Raw genomic sequence first — 17,415 nt, 5'->3', positions numbered from 1 at the left:
TATAAATGTAGGAAAAGGTTTTTCTTTTCTTGTTATTGGCAAAAATATATGTAGATTACATTGCCGTTATCACTTCGTGTTAGCGGCTATTTTTTTCATCGCCTAAAGAAATATGGTTTATAATAGGATTAGGGCGCAATAGACTGGTTAATAGCGGGACAAGACGAAAAATAGAAAAGAGAATTTCTTGTTTTGTGTAAATGTTTTTTATAATATTTGACATGTTGACAGATTATGAAATGAAAGTGAGTGATCCATGTGGATCTAACGCAAATTCAAAACCCTAGTTTTTTGAAAGATATGTCTATCAGTGAACTAGAGGGATTGAGTGAGGATATTCGTAAGTTTTTAATTGAAGAGCTCTCTCAAACAGGTGGACATATTGCACCTAATTTAGGTGTAGTAGAACTCACAATTGCTCTGCACAAATTATTTGATAGCCCGCAAGATAAATTTTTATGGGATGTAGGACATCAATCCTATGTACATAAAATTTTAACTGGACGTGCGAAAGAGTTTGGTACATTAAGGCAATATCAAGGTCTATGTGGTTTCCCGAAACGTTGCGAGAGTGAGCACGATGTATGGGAAACTGGTCATAGCTCGACTTCGTTATCGGCTGCAATGGGAATGGCTCTGGCACGTGATTTAAAGAAAACGAAAGAATATGTTATACCAATTATTGGAGATGGTGCTTTAACAGGCGGAATGGCTTTAGAGGCATTGAACCATATTGGACATGAAAAAACAGACATGATTGTTATTTTGAATGATAATGAAATGTCAATTGCACCAAACGTTGGTGCGCTTCATAATGTGCTCGGTCGTTTACGTACCGCAGGAAAATATCACTGGGTAAAAGATGAATTAGAGTATATATTAAAGAAAATCCCAGCAGTTGGCGGGAAAGTGGCTGCGACAGCAGAGAAAATAAAAGATAGTCTTAAATATTTACTAGTATCTGGTGTCTTTTTCGAAGAGTTAGGCTTTACATATTTAGGTCCAGTCGATGGGCATGATTATGAAAAGTTATTCGAAACGTTGCAATATGCAAAGAAAACAAAAGGCCCAGTGCTTGTTCACGTTATTACGAAAAAAGGAAAAGGTTATAAACCGGCTGAGAGTGACGTTATTGGAACTTGGCATGGAACAGGACCTTATAAAATTGAATCAGGTGACTTCGTTAAGCCGAAAGAAGTTGCACCAGCATGGAGTGCTGTCGTTAGTGAAACAGTACTTAAGCTAGCGAGAGCGGATGAGCGTATCGTAGCAATTACACCTGCAATGCCTGTTGGATCAAAACTTGAGAAATTCCAAAAAGAATTCCCAGATCGTATGATTGATGTAGGTATTGCAGAACAGCATGCTACAACAATGGCAGCAGGTATGGCAACGCAAGGAATGAAGCCATTCTTAGCAATTTATTCAACATTTTTACAAAGAGCATATGACCAAGTTGTTCATGATATATGCCGCCAAAATTTAAATGTTTTCATCGGAATAGATCGCTCGGGATTAGTAGGAGCAGATGGTGAAACGCATCAAGGCGTATTTGATATCTCATTCTTACGTCACTTGCCGAATATGGTGCTTATGATGCCGAAAGATGAAAATGAAGGGCAACATTTAGTTTATACGGCGATGCAATATGAAGATGGACCAATCGCATTGCGTTATGCTCGCGGTAATGGACTTGGCGTTCATATGGATAAAGAATTAAAGGCGATTCCAATTGGTACGTGGGAGACGTTAAAAGAGGGTACACAAGCAGCTATTTTAACGTTTGGTACGACAATACCAATGGCAATGGAAGCAGCTGAGCGTCTTGAAAAAGCTGGGGTTTCAGTGAAAGTAGTGAATGCTCGCTTTATTAAACCAATGGATGAAGCATATTTACATGATCTTCTAGGAAAGAATATACCGATTTTAACGATTGAAGAAGCTTGTTTAATCGGTGGTTTTGGAACAGGAGTAGTTGAATTTGCATCTGAAAATGGTTACCATAGTGCATTAGTTGAACGAATGGGTATTCCAGACCGCTTCATAGAGCACGGAAGTGTAACAAAATTATTAGAAGAAATTGGTTTAACGACAGATGCTGTTATAGACCGTATTCATACAATGATTCCATCAAAACAAAAAAGGGCGTAACAAATGAGCGTAAAAAAAGAAAGAGTAGATGTACTATTAGTAGAGCGAGGACTTATAGAAACGCGTGAGAAAGCAAAGCGCGCCATTATGGCCGGACTCGTATATGCAAATGAGATGAGACTTGATAAGCCAGGAGAGAAAATCTCGCAAGATACTGAGATTACGGTGAAGGGACAAGTTATGCCGTATGTAAGTCGTGGTGGTTATAAACTTGAAAAGGCATTAGAGACATTTCATCTTGATTTACAAGATAAAGTTATGATAGATATTGGTTCATCAACTGGTGGCTTTACAGATTGCGCGCTTCAAAATGGAGCGAAATTATCTTATGCATTAGATGTAGGATACAATCAACTAGCGTGGAAATTACGTCAAGATGAGCGTGTTGTTGTAATGGAACGAACAAACTTCCGTTACGTGACACCAGCAGACTTAGAACGTGGTTTACCTCAATTTGCAAGTATTGATGTTTCATTTATATCATTAAAGCTTATACTGCCAGTTTTAAAAACAATGCTTATGCCTAACGGAGATGTAGCAGCGTTAATTAAACCGCAGTTTGAAGCTGGAAGAGAGCAAGTTGGGAAAAAAGGTATCGTTCGCGATAGAAAAGTACATGAAGCTGTTGTAGAAATGATTGTCGAGTTTGCTTTAAAAGAAGGCTATGATGTGGAAGGTTTAACATTCTCACCAATTACGGGTGGGGATGGTAATATTGAATTTTTAATTCATCTGAAATGGCATGGTGAACGTGAGAATGGCGAAAATCATTCTCCGATTTCTATAGAGCAAGTTGTTACAGAAGCGCATGACGTTCTAAAACAAAAAGGGAAAGGGGAATAACATATGTTGTTCCTCTTTTTGCTGTAATTGTATAATGATTGTAAAAACAATTGTGTACAAGAAACGAATTATAAGTTAACATAAATAAGTGAAGTATACCAATGTTTAAACTATGGTAAGAGATAGTGTGAGGTGCAAATGTATGAACAAAGGTCAGCGCCATATTAAAATCAGGGAAATTATTGCAAACAAAGAAATTGAAACACAAGATGAATTAGTTGATATTTTACGTAATGAGGGATTTAATGTAACGCAAGCAACAGTATCGCGCGATATTAAAGAACTGCACTTAGTGAAGGTGCCATTACATGATGGGCGCTATAAATATAGCTTGCCAGCAGATCAACGATTTAACCCGTTACAAAAATTAAAACGAAATCTAGTGGATTCATTTGTAAAATTAGACACGGCAGGACATATGCTTGTGCTAAAAACATTGCCTGGTAACGCTCATTCACTTGGAGCACTTATTGATCATTTAGAGTGGGATGAGATCATCGGAACCATCTGTGGTGATGATACTTGCTTAATTATTTGCCGTACACCTGACGATACAGGTGTTGTCTCTGATCGTTTCTTAAATATGCTGTAACAAAAAATCTTGTTTGCTTTCCATCGTAAAGTGGAAAGTGAACAAGATATTTTTATTGGTTAAAAATATGAATTTTCAATTGTAATATAATATTTTGTTTGCATAAAGTTAAAAAATAGATGGATTGACCCGTAAAACAAATGTTTGGTACAATGAAGCGGGTTAGAAGAGTATATACATACAAATATATAGCATGATTATTTGAATGAAGAACTGAGAAAATCCTTTAGTAAGGGATTATTTTATAACGAGGTGAATGGGGCATTGTTATCGGAATTATCGATTAGAAACTTTGCTATTATTGAAGCATTAAATATTTCTTTTCAAAAAGGTTTAACGGTTTTAAGCGGTGAAACAGGGGCCGGAAAATCGATTATTATTGATGCAATTAGTTTACTTGTAGGTGGCCGTGGGTCAGCAGAATTTGTTCGATATGGAACAGAAAAGGCTGAGATTGAAGGGCTATTTTATGTTGAAGATGAGAAGCATCCATGTATTGAAAAGGCAGAAGAGTTAGATATAGAAATAGAAGATGGTATGATTATTTTAAAGCGTGATATTGCTGCGAACGGGAAGAGTGTATGTCGTGTAAATGGGAAGCTTGTTACACTTAGCATATTAAAAGAAATTGGGAAAACACTTGTTGATATTCATGGACAGCACGAAACGCAAGATTTAATGAATGAAGAACGACATCTGTTTATGCTTGATCACTTTGATGGGGATCGAATCGTTAAACAATTAGACATATATCAAAACGTATACGCTGACTATGAAAAATTAAAAAAACAATTGAAATCGTTAAGTGAAAATGAGCAACAAATGGCACATCGCTTAGATTTAATTCAATTTCAGCACGAGGAAATTCGCAAGGCGGATTTAAAGATGGATGAAGAAAATGAATTAACTGAGGAACGATTGCAAATTTCTAATTTTGAAAAGATTTATAAAGCGTTAGGTGATGCATATCGTTCTTTAAGTGCCGACGGACAAGGATTAGATAATGTAAGAAGTGCAATGGGGCAAATGGAAAGTATTACACATTTAGATGAAGTGTATCAAGAGAATCATGATTCAATTGCAAATAGCTATTACTTATTAGAAGAGGTTGCCTATCAACTGAGGGAAAAGCTCGATATGATGGAATATGATCCAAATCGTTTAGATGAAATCGAAACACGTTTGAATGAAATTCGTATGCTAAAGAGAAAATATGGAAATAATGTAGAAGAGATTTTAGCGTATGCTGATAAAATTGAACAGGAAATTTTTACGATTGAAAATAAAGACGTTCATATTGAAACGACGAAGAAACAGTTGAAGGAATTAGAAAGTGTTATTATGAAAGAAGCAACGTTGTTAAGTAATATGCGTCATGAGCTTGCAGAACACCTTACAAATGCAATTCATCAGGAATTAAAAGAATTATATATGGAAAAAACGAAATTTGAAGTGAGAATTATGAAGAGAGAAGGAAATGCAGAAGAGCCCCTTGTGGAAGGTGCGCCGGTAAGACTTACGGCGGATGGTTACGATCATGTGGAATTTTATATTTCAACGAACCCAGGAGAGCCGCTAAAACCACTTTCAAAGGTTGCTTCTGGCGGAGAGTTATCTCGTATCATTTTAGCTTTAAAAAGCATTTTTTCTAAGCATCAAGGGGTTGCATCTGTTATTTTTGATGAAGTGGATACGGGTGTAAGTGGCCGGGTCGCACAGGCTATTGCGGAAAAAATTTATCGAGTATCAGTAAACTCGCAAGTACTTTGTATTACGCACTTACCTCAAGTAGCTTCAATGGCGGATTCACATTTATTTATTCGAAAACAAGTAGCGAATGATCGGACAATTACATCAGTTACTGTTTTAACTATGGAGGATAAAGTAACAGAAATAGCTCGAATGATTTCTGGTGTGGAAATCACAGATTTAACGACAGAGCATGCGAAAGAATTACTTACGCAAGCGCATCATTTTAAACAGACAGCAGAGGCTATCCAGTAATGGATAGCTTTTTTTCTCAAATGACGATTTCTTAATTCTTCCGGTTATAAATAAAGCACTGCAAGGAGAGATTAAAAAGTGAAGCCAAGAGGCTGAATGTGGGGTAGGAGCGAGGAGAGTGAACAAGTTGAAATTAGAAAAATTTCGAAAAATAATAGGTCTTTGTCTCCTTGTTTCTTTAGTTTTTATTGGATGTTTTAAACCGCTTCGAACGTTTATTTCATCACCGAAACAACTTGTTGTTTTTGAAGGGCAACAATCAGAAATATCATCATTACCAGTTTTCAAAGCTTCATCCACAAATCGTCATGTATTTACAGTGAGTTCGAATGAACAAAAACAAGGACTTATGGTAAATTCTCATCAAAATGGTGAAGCTGATATGGTATTTCAGCTTGCTGGTTTTCCAGTGAAAAAAGTAAATGTGAAAGTGTTAAAAGATTTTAAAGTGATTCCAGGTGGACAATCAATTGGTGTGAAATTAAATACAAAAGGTGTACTTGTTGTAGGCCATCATTTAATTCAAACTGAAAAAGGTAAAATATCTCCTGGTGAAACAGCAGGTGTACAAATTGGAGATATGATTACTGAAATTAATGGTAAAACAATTGAAAGAATGAGTGATGTAGCACCGTTTATTCATAATAGTGGAGAAACAGGTGAACCGCTTAATCTTGTATTGTTAAGAGATGGAAAATATATTCGTACGAAGCTAACTCCACAAAAAGACAACGGTGAATCGTCTTATCGAATTGGCTTGTATATCCGTGATTCGGCAGCTGGAATTGGAACGATGACATTTGTTCATCCAGATTCTATGAAATATGGGGCACTTGGTCATGTTATTTCTGATAATGATACGAAAAAGCCGATTCAAGTCGAAGATGGACAAATTATGCGCTCGACAGTTACATCAATTGAAAGAGGTAGTCATGGGAATCCAGGGGAGAAATTAGCAAGATTCTCACCAGACCGTGAAGTGATTGGCAATATTACAATTAATAGTCCATATGGTATTTTTGGAAAATTAAATACGAATATGAAAAACGGTATAATGGATAAAGCAATGCCTATCGCATTATCTCATCAAGTAAAAGAAGGACCGGCAAAAATATTAACAGTTATTGATCAAGATAAAGTAGAAGCGTTTGATATTGAAGTTGTTAGTACAGTGCAGCAAAAATTCCCAGCCACAAAGGGTATGGTAATAAAAGTAACAGATAAACGCCTATTAGCGAAAACGGGCGGTATCGTACAAGGAATGAGCGGAAGTCCAATTGTACAAAATGGAAAAGTAATTGGTGCTGTTACACATGTATTTGTAAATGATCCAACATCAGGATATGGTGTTCATATTGAATGGATGTTACATCAAGCTGGAATTAATATTTATGATCAAGAGAAAAAAGCGAGCTAATATATATTATTAGCTCGCTTTTTCTGTTGAAAAATTCGTTGAAATTTTGTAAAAGCTCCGCAAGAGGTGTTTTTTGTTGTAAAATAAAAGGAAAGGGTTGAACGTTTCGTTGTATTTCTATGATGGAATGTGTTGCGAAAGGGAATAAATGAACGATAAACATATTTTTTTGTGATTTTATCGGAAAGTAAGAAACTTTAAAAGGGAATTTTCACACAATTGTCGAACAATTCATGTAGCCTAGAAGGATACACATGTCGGAGAATCGATTCGGTAAGGGAGGAAAAGCTGTGGAGAAAATTAAAGTATGTCTTGTGGATGATAATAAAGAACTAGTATCAATGTTAGAGAGCTATGTAGCCGCTCAAGATGATATGGAAGTAATCGGTACTGCTTATAATGGTCAAGAGTGTTTAAACTTATTAACAGATAAGCAACCTGATGTACTCGTTTTAGACATTATTATGCCACACTTAGATGGTTTAGCTGTATTGGAGAAAATGCGACATATTGAAAGGTTAAAACAGCCTAGCGTAATTATGTTGACAGCATTTGGCCAAGAAGATGTGACGAAAAAAGCAGTTGACTTAGGTGCCTCATATTTCATATTAAAACCATTTGATATGGAGAATTTAACGAGTCATATTCGTCAAGTGAGTGGTAAAGCAAACACTATGATTAAGCGTCCACTACCATCATTCCGATCAGCCACAACAGTAGATGGAAAACCGAAAAACTTAGATGCGAGTATTACGAGTATCATTCATGAAATTGGTGTACCCGCTCATATTAAAGGATATATGTATTTACGAGAAGCAATCTCCATGGTATACAATGATATCGAATTATTAGGATCGATTACGAAAGTATTGTATCCAGATATCGCAAAGAAATATAATACAACAGCAAGCCGTGTGGAGCGCGCAATTCGTCACGCAATTGAAGTAGCTTGGAGCCGTGGGAATATTGATTCTATTTCGTCCTTATTCGGTTATACAGTATCCATGTCAAAAGCAAAACCTACGAATTCTGAGTTTATCGCAATGGTTGCGGATAAGCTGAGACTTGAACATAAAGCTAGTTGAGAGTAAAAGTAGTAAGGGATTTAAGCTTTAGTAAAGCTTAATAATTCTTGAAATTGATACTCGATATCAAATTTAAAACCAATGAACTTTTTATTTAAAGACCAATGAATGTTATAATTCGTTGGTCTTTTTATTTTGTTGAGAAAAAGAGATTATTTGATAGTATGGAAAATAAAACCTATTTTTAGTAATATTACATGTAAGTGAGTTTTTTATAAGGCAATAAAATAGATATAGATAGGGAGAAGGGGAATGGAAAATAAAATTTCAACTTGGCTAGGAATAGTAGCAGCTATGGGAGTTCTTGCTATTGCAGTTACATTTGGAATGTTAGAACTTGTAGATAATCCCGTAGATAAAGAAGTGAGTGCTCAAATAGATAAAAAAGAAGACCAAACAATAGTAGGTAGAGAGGTAGATGGGGTCTTTGTTGATGTGTATGTTACTGAAAATTCTACTGAAAGCGAAGTCATTACAGCGATGCATCGCATGACTCATCAAAAAGTGGTGGCAGAACGAAAATCGGGCTCTATCCCAATGATTCAAAGTAATACTAAAAAATTAAAAGAAATTATAAATAAGAGTAGCTTTGCGAAGAAAAATGAACTTTTAGCAATTGCTGATAGATGGGCGAAAAAAGATTTTAGTAAAATTGTAGAAGATCACAATTATTTCTCAGATGCTCAAGAAGATAGCGTTTGTAAAGCAACTAGAGCAATGGATGCGTTAGAAGAGCAACATTATATTTTAACTACATTCGGGGAGGAAAAAGCGAAAGAACTATACGAATCAGGGGATGCTCCGCACGTTCAATAAAAAACAATATAAAGGGCTTCTAGTTTTTTTATGATCGTGTTTTTAGGACGCAATGGGGACTTATAAATAAATGGTCTGCTTTCTTTATGACGTGTAACAAAAAAGAAAAGATGTGATTCATTATTAAATGATGAAGGAACGGCTAAATCACATCGTAGTACATCTGTTAAAGGATTTTAGTAGGAAAGGCATCCGTGATATAATAAAAAGTCCTGCAAAACAGGACTGTATTATTCTTCGTCTTTATTTTGTTTTTCTAATTCAACTAGTTTTTGAATTAAAATGTGCTGCGGCATATGCATGAGTTGTTCAAGTGGAACACCTAGTGCTTTTGATAAGCGGACTGCAGTATCTGGAGAGATTTGTAATGGTCTCATAGAAGTACCTCCTTTTTCGTATAGTATAGCATAAGATTGGGGGAGTGAGGATGACTCTTATATTTGCACATCGTGGTGCGGCTGGAACGTACCCAGAAAATACAATGATTTCATTTGAAGCAGCTGAGTCTTTTAGAGCGGATGGAATTGAACTTGATGTTCAATTAACGAAAGATGGAAAAGTTGTCGTCATTCACGATGAAACGGTGGACCGGACAACAAATGGAAAAGGTGCGGTTCGGAATTATGTATATGAGGACTTATGCAAGTTAGATGCAAGTTATAAATTTGGTGATAAAGTAGGTTTTTGTAAAATACCACTTTTAGAAGAGGTATTAGAATGGCTTGAACAAACGAGTTTGCTACTTAATATTGAACTTAAAAATAATAAAATTCCATACAGAGGTTTAGAGGAAGAAGTTATAACGCTTGTACGGAAATTTAGTCTAGAGGATCGTGTTATATTTTCTTCGTTTAATCACTACAGTATGAAACGGTGCCATATGATGGCTCCTGATATTCAAACAGCAATTTTATATCGCGAAGGTTTGCATAGTCCGTGGGCATACGCGAAAAAAATGGGGGCTACAGCAGTACATCCGAATTATCGTTATCTTCAAGATGCTATTGCCGAACTAACGATGGAAAGTGGTGTAGAAGTTCGCCCTTATACAATTAATGAAGAAACGCTTATGCGTAAATATTTTGATATGAATATATCGGCGATTATTACTGATTACCCTGAAACGGCAAGAACGTTATTGCCAATAAAAAAATGAGACCGCGTGTAACGGTCTCATTTTTTTATTTATAAATAGTGGGGCATTCCTATCTTCTAAAGCGAGCTTGTACTTTATTTCGTTTGCGATCTCGGTGCAAGACGAAGCCACCAAAGATATAAAACCCGAGCGCGAAGCAGAGAGCGCCGATTAAAAATTGTAACCACAGTATGGAAATTGGTGGAAATAGAATCCCGAATACAGTATCTCTCATTAACTTTATACCAAACACAGCTAATGAAATAGGGATGATTGCTAATAGTAGAGCAACGTAACGCTGCATACATAACGCTCCTTTTCAGATTATTTCGTATATTTTAATGATGTTATACGGAAAGGGGGTTTGTCAAGAGGGTGCTGAACGAGTAAGATAAGGGTGTGAAAAAATTTGCAGAGTTACTTCGAGAGGAAGTGTAATATATGAAACAAAAAGTATTAATTGTTGGTGCAGGTGAAGGCGGGAGCGCACTGCTGAATCTGTTACAAAGTTCGAATATATTTCAAATTATAGGGATTATTGATATAAATCCGTTGGCAAAAGGACTACAAATTGCTAAGGAATACGGGATTGCAATTGGAGAAAGTGTAACTCCATTTCTTTCTATGCATATCGATGTAATATTTGATATGACAGGTGAAGATGATGTACATAAAGTTTTATTAGAAAAAAAGAAAAAAGACACTCTTCTTATACCAGGTGATATCGCAAAAATTGTTACAGGATTAGCGCATGAGAAGGAAGGGCTAATTGGGCGGTTAGAGGAACAGACGCAACAAGGAGAATTAATTTTAAATTCTACACATGACGGCATGATTGTAATTGATCGAGAGGGACAAGTTCGTCTTTTTAATAAAAGTGCAGAGCGTATTATCGGATATAAAAAAGAAGAGGCGATAGGAAAGTATATTTTAGAAGTCATTCCAACTAGTAAATTACTTCGCATTATACGTACGAAACAAATAGAAGTAAATTATGAACTGACATTAGAGAATGGAAAGAAAATTATTACAACGCGTATTCCAATATTAAAAGAAGGAGGAGAGGTACAAGGGGCATTTGCAATTTTTAAAGATATAACAGAAGTTGTAGATCTTGCGGAAGAAGTTACAGACTTAAAAGAAATTCAAACACTATTAGAGGCAATTATTAACTCATCTGAAGAAGCGATTTCGGTTGTGGATGAAAAAGGAAGAGGTTTAGTCATTAACCCAGCATATACGAAATTAACGGGTTTAACAGAAGAAGATATTATTGGGAAGCCTGCTACAACTGATATTGTAGAAGGCGAAAGTATGCATATGAAAGTACTTCGAACGCGTCGTGCGGTGCGCGGAATACATATGAAGATTGGACAAAAAAAGCGAGATGTAATTGTAAACGTAGCACCAGTTATTGTGGATGGAATATTGAAAGGAAGCGTCGGTGTTATCCGTGACGTGTCGGAAATTCAAAAATTAACAAATGAATTGAATAGAGCAAGGCAAATTATTCGTACATTAGAAGCGAAATATTCATTTGATGATATTGTCGGAAATTCAGATGAAACAACAGCAGCTATCGAACAGGCGAAGCTAGGAGCGAATACACCAGCAACAGTACTGTTACGCGGGGAATCTGGGACTGGTAAAGAATTGTTTGCACATGCAATCCATAATGGAAGTAATCGAAAATACAATAAGTTCGTCCGTGTAAACTGTGCGGCCATTTCGGAGACGTTGTTAGAAAGTGAATTATTTGGTTATGAGGAAGGGGCGTTTTCTGGAGCGAAAAGAGGCGGGAAACGTGGGTTCTTTGAGGAAGCGAATAACGGTAGTATTTTTTTAGATGAAATAGGGGAGTTGTCTGCAAATACACAAGCGAAACTCCTTCGTGTATTGCAGGAAAAAGAAATTGTAAAAGTTGGTGGAACGAAAGCGATACCTATTAATGTTCGAGTAATTGCAGCGACACATGTGAATTTAGAAAAGGCTATTCTAGAAGGAAAGTTTAGGGAGGATTTATATTATCGATTAAATAAAATTCCAATTCAAATTCCATCTCTTCGTCAACGTAAAGGAGATATACCGACAATTGCGGACAGATTGATTCAAAAAATTAATCAAGATTACGGTCGTAATGTAGAAGGGCTCACTGATTCAGCCGTTTTATATTTACAATCATACGAATGGCCAGGAAATGTGAGGGAACTTGAAAATATTTTGGGGAGAGCTATTATCTTTATGAATTATAACGAGACCTATATTGATGTACACCATTTACCGCCATTACATAACGAAGAGCAGGTGGAGTCAAAGCAATCTCATTTATTACCTGAATTAGAAGAAAAGCCACTTGAACATTTAGTGACAGAGTTTGAAGGGAATATTATTTATGAATATTTGGAGAGATTTGATGGGAATAAAACACAAACTGCAAAAGCGTTAGGAATTTCCGTTCGAAATTTATATTACAAGCTAGAAAAGTATGACCATGCAAAAAATAGCATGCAATAAATTGCGTACCGTGCAATTTATTGCATGGTATACAAAAAGCGACAAAATAAGACAGAATCTTTCGTTATTTTCCAAAGTATTGATTTTACTGCATTTTGAATGCGTTTTCATTATTGGTAAGACCACTTTTAAAAGTTGGCACGGTATTTGCTTTATAAATAGACGAGGGACGACGGAAAGGGTTGATTACAAAATATGAAGTTAGAATACTTAATTGATCAAGCAGCAGGAAAGCCTAAAAAAACTGTGGCTGTAGCAGTAGCTGAAGATCATGAAGTAATTGAAGCTGTAGCGAAAGCAATTAAATTACAGCTAGCTCAATTTCGTCTATATGGAAATCAAGAAAAAATAATGGGGATGCTACAAGAACATGGTTTACAAACTTCAGAACATGTTGAAGTGATTGCAGCAATGTCTAGTGCTGAAGCTGCAGAACTTTCTGTTAAAGCTGTGAGAAATGGTGAAGCAGATGTGCTTATGAAGGGGAACATCCCAACAGCGAATATTTTGAAGGCTGTGTTAAACAAAGAGTGGGGCCTACGTAAAGGTAGCGTACTTTCACATGTAGCAGCATTTGAAGTTCAAAATTACGACCGTCTTATTTTCGTTACAGATGCAGCGATGAACATCGCACCTGACGTAACACAAAAAGCTGCTATTATACAAAATACTGTAGAAGTTGCCCAGGCAATAGGAATCGACTTGCCCAAAGTGGCACCAATCGCAGCAGTAGAAGTTGTGAATCCAGCGATGCAGGCGACAATTGATGCAGCGATGTTAACACAAATGAATCGCCGCGGACAAATTAAAGATTGTATCGTTGATGGACCACTTGCTTTAGATAATGCAGTATCACAAATTGCAGCAGAGCATAAAGGCATAGTAAGTGATGTAGCAGGTAAGGCAGATATTTTACTCGTCCCAACGATTGAAGCTGGAAATGTGCTATATAAATCACTCGTATACTTTGCGGATGCAAAAGTAGGAGCAATGATTGCTGGCGCAACAGCACCGATTGTTTTAACATCTCGTGCTGATTCAGCAGAAACAAAAGTATATTCATTAGCATTGGCAGTTGCGACTGCTTCAAAATAAACCAAAAAGGGTAAAACATTAGGGGGAAACGACAATGACATTAGAAATCTTCGAATACTTAGAAAAATATGATTATGAGCAAGTAGTATTTTGTCAAGATAAAGAATCTGGTTTAAAAGCAATTATTGCAATTCATGATACAACACTTGGACCGGCTCTTGGTGGAACAAGAATGTGGACATATGATTCTGAAGAAGCGGCGATTGAAGATGCATTGCGTCTTGCAAAAGGGATGACATACAAAAACGCAGCAGCTGGTTTAAACTTAGGTGGTGCGAAAACAGTAATTATCGGTGATCCTCGTAAAGATAAGAGCGAAGCAATGTTCCGTGCACTAGGACGTTATATCCAAGGACTAAACGGACGTTACATTACAGCTGAAGATGTTGGTACAACAGTAGATGATATGGATATTATTCATGAAGAAACTGACTTTGTAACAGGTATCTCACCATCATTCGGTTCTTCTGGTAACCCATCTCCAGTAACTGCATACGGTGTTTACCGTGGTATGAAAGCAGCTGCAAAAGAAGCTTTCGGTACTGACAATTTAGAAGGAAAAGTAATTGCTGTTCAAGGCGTTGGTAACGTAGCATATCACCTATGCAAACATTTACACGCTGAAGGAGCAAAATTAATCGTTACAGATATTAATAAAGAAGCTGTACAACGTGCTGTAGAAGAATTCGGTGCATCAGCAGTTGAACCAAATGAAATTTACGGTGTTGAATGCGATATTTACGCACCATGTGCATTAGGCGCAACAGTTAATGATGAAACTATTCCACAACTTAAAGCAAAAGTAATCGCAGGTTCTGCAAATAACCAATTAAAAGAAAATCGTCACGGTGACATCATTCATGAAATGGGTATTGTATACGCACCAGATTATGTAATTAATGCAGGTGGCGTAATTAACGTAGCAGACGAATTATATGGATACAATAGAGAACGTGCACTAAAACGTGTTGAGTCTATTTATGACACAATTGCAAAAGTAATCGAAATTTCAAAACGCGATGGCATAGCAACTTATGTAGCGGCAGATCGTCTAGCTGAAGAGCGCATTGCAAGCTTGAAAAATTCTCGTAGCACTTACTTACGCAACGGTCACGATATTATTAGCCGTCGCTAATCATTCATATATAACTTTTACAAAAGGCGTGGTTACCTCTTATGAGGTTTCCACTTCCTTTTGAATTTATTAGTGGAGGTAGCAACATTGTCTGTAAATCGAATTCTTGTTATTAACCCAGGTAGTACATCCACAAAAATTGGTGTTTTTGATAATGAAAGACCCGTTTTAGAAGAAACGATTCGTCATGACGTAGAACAGATTGGGAAATACAAGCGAATTATCGACCAATATGAGTTTCGAAAAGAAACGATTTTAGAAGTTCTACATTCTCATGGTATTAACATTTCAAAATTAAACGCTGTTTGTGGACGTGGTGGATTACTTCGTCCAATCGAAGGCGGTACGTATACAGTAAACGATGCGATGTTAGAAGATTTAAAAAATGGGTTTAGCGGTCATCACGCTTCAAACCTTGGAGGCATTTTAGCATATGAAATTGCTTCTGGATTAAACATTCCTGCATTTATTGTGGATCCTGTCGTTGTAGATGAAATGGAGCCAGTTGCTCGTATAAGTGGTATTGCTGGTATGGAACGTAAAAGTATCTTCCATGCATTAAATCAAAAAGCAGTTGCTCGTAAAGTAGCCGAACAGTTAAACCACAAATATGAGGATTTAAATTTATTAGTTACACATATGGGCGGTGGTATTACAGTTGGTGCTCATAAAAAAGGAAGAGTAATCGATGTGAATAACGGTTTAAACGGAGAAGGACCATTTAGTCCAGAGCGTGCTGGTACAGTACCAGTAGGGCAACTAGTAGAAATGTGTTTCTCTGGTGAGTATTACCGAGATGAAATGATTAAAAAGCTTGTCGGACAAGGTGGACTTGTAAGTTTAATCGGTACAAATGATGCGATTAAAGTAGAGAAAATGGTTGAAAAAGGTGATCCTGAAGCAACTCTTATTTATAAAGCAATGGCATATCAAGTTGCAAAAGAGATTGGCGGAGCTAGCGCTGTACTTCACGGGAAAATCGATGCAATCGTATTAACTGGTGGACTGGCATACAGTAAAATTCTTGTCGATGAAATAAAAGAGCGAGTGGACTGGATTGCAGATGTTATCGTACATCCAGGCGAAGATGAGTTAGAAGCGTTAGCAGAAGGAGCACTTCGTGTATTACGTGAAGAAGAAGCTCCAAAAGAATACGTTGTACGTGAAAAAGAAACGGTAGCTAGGGGTTGAGATAATGGCAAAAGAATATGATTTAGTCATCGTTGGCGGCGGTACTGGTGGATATGTTGCTGCAATTCGTGCATCACAACTAGGGTTAAAAACTGCACTAGTCGAAAAAGAAAATCTTGGTGGTACTTGTTTACACAAAGGATGTATCCCTAGTAAAGCTCTTTTACGTAGTGCGGAAGTATATGCAACTGCTAAAAAAAGCGAAGAGTTCGGAGTTATTGCAAGCAATGTAGAACTAAACTTTGCGAAAGTACAAGAGCGTAAAGAGAAGATTGTAACGCAGCTTCATAAAGGCGTTCAACACTTAATGAAACAAGGTAAAATTGATGTGTTTGAAGGTATTGGCCGTATTCTTGGCCCATCTATTTTCTCTCCGATGCCAGGGACAATTTCAGTTGAACTTGCAAGTGGAGAAGAGAATGAAATGTTAATTCCAAAAAATGTACTTATTGCAACAGGTTCTCGTCCAAATTCATTACCAGGTTTAGAATTAGACGGAGAGTACGTAATGTCTTCAGATCATGCCCTAAAAATGGAAACGCTTCCTAGTTCGATTATTATCGTTGGTGGCGGTGTAATCGGTATTGAGTGGGCATCTATGCTTGCTGACTTCGGTGTAGAAGTTACAGTATTAGAGTATGCAAAAACAATATTACCACTAGAAGATCAAGACGTTTCAAAAGAAATGCAACGTCTATTCAAGAAAAAAGGTATTAAAGTGGTAACTGGTGCAAAAGTATTACCAGAAACATTGGTAAAAGATAATGGAGTAACAATCCAAGCTGAACACAACGGTGAAAATAAAGAATTTAAAGCAGAAAAAATGCTTGTATCTGTAGGAAGACAAGCGAATACGCAAAATATTGGCTTAGAGAACACAGATATCGTTGTGGAAAAAGGATACATTCAAACAAATGAGTTTTATCAAACGAAAGAATCGCATATTTACGCAATTGGAGATGTAATCGGTGGCCTGCAACTTGCTCACGTTGCTTCTCATGAAGGAATTGCTGCAGTAGAACATATTGCAGGGAAAGAAGTTACACCAATTGATTACTCTATGGTATCAAAATGCGTATATAGCAGTCCAGAAGTTGCTTCTGTCGGTTTAACAGAACAAGAAGCGAAAGAAAAAGGCTATAAGTTAAAAGTAGGTAAGTTCTCATTCCGCGCAATCGGAAAAGCACTTGTATACGGAGAATCAGATGGTTTCGTAAAACTTGTAGTTGATGAAGAGACAAATGACATTCTTGGTGTTCATATGATTGGACCACATGTAACAGATATGATTTCTGAAGCGGGTCTTGCAAGAGTACTTGATGCAACACCTTGGGAAGTAGCACATACAATTCATCCGCATCCATCATTATCTGAGGCGATTGGTGAAGCAGCACTTGCTGTAGATGGAAGAGCGTTACACGCATAAAAATGTGGATT

The 17,415-nt window shown here is 36.8% G+C and carries 15 protein-coding genes; 13 read left to right on the top strand and 2 right to left on the bottom strand.

Features of this window, described 5'->3' with window-relative positions; translation table 11 throughout:
- The first annotated feature begins 258 nt into the window (after positions 1–258).
- The 7 genes from dxs (at position 259) to NST86_RS21185 (ending at position 8,908) form a co-directional block, all read left to right on the top strand.
- Complete coding sequence (gene dxs, locus NST86_RS21215; RefSeq protein WP_000366453.1) at positions 259–2,151, top strand: 1-deoxy-D-xylulose-5-phosphate synthase; 1,893 nt, start codon at positions 259–261, stop codon at positions 2,149–2,151.
- A gap of 3 nt (positions 2,152–2,154) precedes the next feature.
- Positions 2,155–2,994 carry a TlyA family RNA methyltransferase gene (locus tag NST86_RS21210; protein ID WP_000111874.1) on the top strand — a complete coding sequence of 280 codons (840 nt, stop codon included), beginning with the start codon at positions 2,155–2,157 and terminating at the stop codon, positions 2,992–2,994.
- Positions 2,995–3,136: 142 nt separating this feature from the next.
- Positions 3,137–3,586, top strand: coding sequence for an arginine repressor ArgR (gene argR, locus NST86_RS21205; protein WP_001032580.1), 450 nt, complete (start codon positions 3,137–3,139; stop codon positions 3,584–3,586).
- Positions 3,587–3,850: 264 nt separating this feature from the next.
- A complete protein-coding gene (gene recN / locus NST86_RS21200) occupies positions 3,851–5,590 on the top strand; it encodes a DNA repair protein RecN (protein WP_000947765.1) in 1,740 nt (579 codons plus the stop codon).
- Between the two features lie 118 nt (positions 5,591–5,708).
- Entirely contained in the window at positions 5,709–7,007 is a 1,299-nt protein-coding gene (gene spoIVB / locus NST86_RS21195) for a SpoIVB peptidase (protein ID WP_002000940.1), read from the top strand.
- Between the two features lie 290 nt (positions 7,008–7,297).
- Complete coding sequence (gene spo0A, locus NST86_RS21190; RefSeq protein WP_021727703.1) at positions 7,298–8,092, top strand: sporulation transcription factor Spo0A; 795 nt, start codon at positions 7,298–7,300, stop codon at positions 8,090–8,092.
- A gap of 252 nt (positions 8,093–8,344) precedes the next feature.
- On the top strand, positions 8,345–8,908 hold the full coding sequence (locus NST86_RS21185; protein WP_086424074.1) for a PRK06770 family protein: 564 nt from the start codon (positions 8,345–8,347) through the stop codon (positions 8,906–8,908).
- 230 nt (positions 8,909–9,138) lie between these two features.
- Here NST86_RS21185 and NST86_RS21180 read toward each other — a convergent pair whose 3' ends face one another.
- Complete coding sequence (locus NST86_RS21180; RefSeq protein WP_001247671.1) at positions 9,139–9,285, bottom strand: YycC family protein; 147 nt, start codon at positions 9,283–9,285, stop codon at positions 9,139–9,141.
- A gap of 50 nt (positions 9,286–9,335) precedes the next feature.
- On the opposite strand from NST86_RS21180, the gene NST86_RS21175 reads away from it, so the two are divergent.
- Positions 9,336–10,064, top strand: coding sequence for a glycerophosphodiester phosphodiesterase (locus NST86_RS21175; protein ID WP_000172580.1), 729 nt, complete (start codon positions 9,336–9,338; stop codon positions 10,062–10,064).
- A 49-nt stretch (positions 10,065–10,113) separates the two neighbouring features.
- Here NST86_RS21175 and NST86_RS21170 read toward each other — a convergent pair whose 3' ends face one another.
- A complete protein-coding gene (locus NST86_RS21170; RefSeq protein ID WP_061663460.1) occupies positions 10,114–10,347 on the bottom strand; it encodes a DUF2627 domain-containing protein in 234 nt (77 codons plus the stop codon).
- Positions 10,348–10,484: 137 nt separating this feature from the next.
- On the opposite strand from NST86_RS21170, the gene NST86_RS21165 reads away from it, so the two are divergent.
- The 5 genes from NST86_RS21165 (at position 10,485) to lpdA (ending at position 17,404) form a co-directional block, all read left to right on the top strand.
- Positions 10,485–12,557, top strand: coding sequence for a sigma-54 interaction domain-containing protein (locus NST86_RS21165; protein WP_000810974.1), 2,073 nt, complete (start codon positions 10,485–10,487; stop codon positions 12,555–12,557).
- A gap of 195 nt (positions 12,558–12,752) precedes the next feature.
- On the top strand, positions 12,753–13,652 hold the full coding sequence (yqiS, locus tag NST86_RS21160; RefSeq protein WP_016118617.1) for a phosphate butyryltransferase: 900 nt from the start codon (positions 12,753–12,755) through the stop codon (positions 13,650–13,652).
- Between the two features lie 34 nt (positions 13,653–13,686).
- Positions 13,687–14,787, top strand: coding sequence for a leucine dehydrogenase (locus NST86_RS21155; protein ID WP_000171357.1), 1,101 nt, complete (start codon positions 13,687–13,689; stop codon positions 14,785–14,787).
- Between the two features lie 87 nt (positions 14,788–14,874).
- A complete protein-coding gene (gene buk, locus NST86_RS21150) occupies positions 14,875–15,978 on the top strand; it encodes a butyrate kinase (RefSeq protein ID WP_000115780.1) in 1,104 nt (367 codons plus the stop codon).
- Between the two features lie 4 nt (positions 15,979–15,982).
- Positions 15,983–17,404 carry a dihydrolipoyl dehydrogenase gene (gene lpdA / locus NST86_RS21145; protein ID WP_001051289.1) on the top strand — a complete coding sequence of 474 codons (1,422 nt, stop codon included), beginning with the start codon at positions 15,983–15,985 and terminating at the stop codon, positions 17,402–17,404.
- Positions 17,405–17,415: the final 11 nt, after the last annotated feature.

This window comes from Bacillus sp. FSL L8-0199 (genome assembly GCF_038005705.1).
GTDB classification, from domain to species: Bacteria; Bacillota; Bacilli; order Bacillales; family Bacillaceae_G; genus Bacillus_A; species Bacillus_A cereus.
Note: the sequence above shows the minus strand (reverse complement) of the source record. Positions and strands in the feature narration are given on the sequence as shown.

What these genes read in the sequence shown, in the direction of transcription:
- NST86_RS21210 (WP_000111874.1), top strand. Translation starts at nt 2,155, where the DNA reads ATGAGCGTAAAAAAAGAAAGAGTAGATGTACTATTAGTAGAGCGAGGA.
- argR (WP_001032580.1), top strand. Translation starts at nt 3,137, where the DNA reads ATGAACAAAGGTCAGCGCCATATTAAAATCAGGGAAATTATTGCAAAC.
- NST86_RS21185 (WP_086424074.1), top strand. Translation starts at nt 8,345, where the DNA reads ATGGAAAATAAAATTTCAACTTGGCTAGGAATAGTAGCAGCTATGGGA.
- NST86_RS21180 (WP_001247671.1), bottom strand. Translation starts at nt 9,285, where the DNA reads ATGAGACCATTACAAATCTCTCCAGATACTGCAGTCCGCTTATCAAAA.
- NST86_RS21175 (WP_000172580.1), top strand. Translation starts at nt 9,336, where the DNA reads ATGACTCTTATATTTGCACATCGTGGTGCGGCTGGAACGTACCCAGAA.
- NST86_RS21170 (WP_061663460.1), bottom strand. Translation starts at nt 10,347, where the DNA reads ATGCAGCGTTACGTTGCTCTACTATTAGCAATCATCCCTATTTCATTA.
- NST86_RS21165 (WP_000810974.1), top strand. Translation starts at nt 10,485, where the DNA reads ATGAAACAAAAAGTATTAATTGTTGGTGCAGGTGAAGGCGGGAGCGCA.
- yqiS (WP_016118617.1), top strand. Translation starts at nt 12,753, where the DNA reads ATGAAGTTAGAATACTTAATTGATCAAGCAGCAGGAAAGCCTAAAAAA.
- NST86_RS21155 (WP_000171357.1), top strand. Translation starts at nt 13,687, where the DNA reads ATGACATTAGAAATCTTCGAATACTTAGAAAAATATGATTATGAGCAA.
- lpdA (WP_001051289.1), top strand. Translation starts at nt 15,983, where the DNA reads ATGGCAAAAGAATATGATTTAGTCATCGTTGGCGGCGGTACTGGTGGA.